Annotated in this window: 2 protein-coding genes; both read right to left on the bottom strand. The window is 68.5% G+C overall.

All coding sequences use genetic code 11. The annotated features are described in order from the left end of the window. Positions 1–945: glycosyltransferase family 4 protein (locus tag B384_RS18535; protein WP_237715285.1), on the bottom strand; the 945-nt coding region annotated here is incomplete at its 3' end. 13 nt (positions 946–958) lie between these two features. Further along, positions 959–1357, bottom strand: a complete 399-nt coding sequence (locus B384_RS0110080) for a 6-pyruvoyl trahydropterin synthase family protein (protein WP_019482993.1) — start codon at positions 1355–1357, stop codon at positions 959–961. Positions 1358–1595 lie beyond the last annotated feature (238 nt).

Below are 1595 nucleotides of genomic sequence, written 5' to 3'. Positions count from 1 at the left end.
CGAGTCGGTGAGCCAGTCCCGCAGCACCGCAGCCAGTTCCTGCGGATCGTGGGGGTCGACGACGGCGCCCGGCAGCTGACCTGCCGTGCCACCGGTGAGGGCTTCGACGGCCCCGGTGCCCCGGCCCACCACGCCGGGGATGCCGCGGGCCAGACCCTCGGTGACCACCATCCCAAAGGTTTCCGCCAGCGACGGTAACAGCAGCAGATCAGACCGTGCCCATTCGGCGTCGAGCGCTGGCCCCTGGAGTACGCCCGGGATGGTGATGCGACCCGGTTCGAAGGCGGCGGCCTGATCGTGAAGCATGGCGACGTGGGAGCTGCCCTGTGGGCTGGCACCGCCCACCAGGGAAGCGGTCCACGGCAGGTCGGCAAGGTCGGCGAGCGCTGACAGCACCATTGAATGATTCTTTCGGGGCGTGAGCGATCCGAGCATCACCAGGTGCAGCGGGGCGCTGCCCGTTGCAAGACCCGCCGGTTCGGTGCCGGGAGGTACCACGTGGACCTGGTCCAACCCATAGCGCCGGATCAGGTCGTCCCGGGCCCACTGGCTGGTGCAGATCACCCCGGAGGCGTGTCGGAGGGCCGCTTCCTCGGAGGCAGCGAAAGCCTTCATCTCCTGATCTGTCAGACCGGTCTCAGCGGGGAGCGGCAGGTGCAGCAGCACCCAGACGGTACCGCCGGCGTCGACCGCTGCCCGGATCGCCTCGGGGGCCGCCGACGCCATGAGCCCGTCGACCAGCACGGGGCCGTCCGTTTTGCCGGACGTCTTCCCGAGTGCCTCGGTGAGGTTCTGGTGATCGGCCGGCGAGCCATTGGGCCAGTCACCACGGATTGGGGTCATGGTGACGCGGTGCCCGGCCTCACCCAGCGCGGCGGCCAGTTGGTCGTTATAGATGCTGCCGCCACTCGGTCCGGGCAGGCCGCCTGGAATTACCAGACCCAACTCCATACCGGAGTTAGCCCTGGACGTCGGCTGAGTCGAACTCCACCGAGTAGCCCGCCCACGCATCGGGGTGTTCGCGGAGCACCACGTCCAGCCCGGCGAAGGGCGCGGTGTCGAAGCGCGTGCTCAGCTGGTCGGCGATGTAGCGGGCCACGGCTTCGGTGGTGGAGAGGACACCGGCAAAGTCAGGGTGCTCGTCAAGGTTCTTGTACCGCAGCCCGTCCAGCACCTCGCCGAGCATCGCGGTCGCCTCGCCGATGTCGATCACGACGGCGTGCCGGGTCAGTTCCCGACGCCGCCAGGTCACCTCCACCACCAGTGTGGCGCCGTGCAGTCCCTGGGCTGGGCCAAAGAACGGGTCGGGAAGGCTGTGGGCGATCATCACGTGGTCGCGGACGGTCAGACGGTACATGGGTCTCCTGTGGTCGTGGTGGTCGTGGTGGTCGTGGTGAGGTGAGGACAGTGAGCGGTGCGGAGGACTTAGGTGGCTGGTTCGTCGGCGCCAGGGTAGGCAATCACGTGGCACAGCGCGGACAGTGTGCCGCGGGAAAGGTCCCGCATCACGTTCGGCAGGTCCTCAAACGGCGAGGTGCCGCTGAGGAGCGCATCAAACGCCGGGTCCTTCAACGCGTCCAGGGCGGTGGCGAGCC

It is taken from the genome of Arthrobacter sp. TB 23, assembly GCF_000294595.1.
Taxonomy (GTDB): domain Bacteria; phylum Actinomycetota; class Actinomycetes; order Actinomycetales; family Micrococcaceae; genus Arthrobacter_D.
Note: the sequence above shows the minus strand (reverse complement) of the source record. Positions and strands in the feature narration are given on the sequence as shown.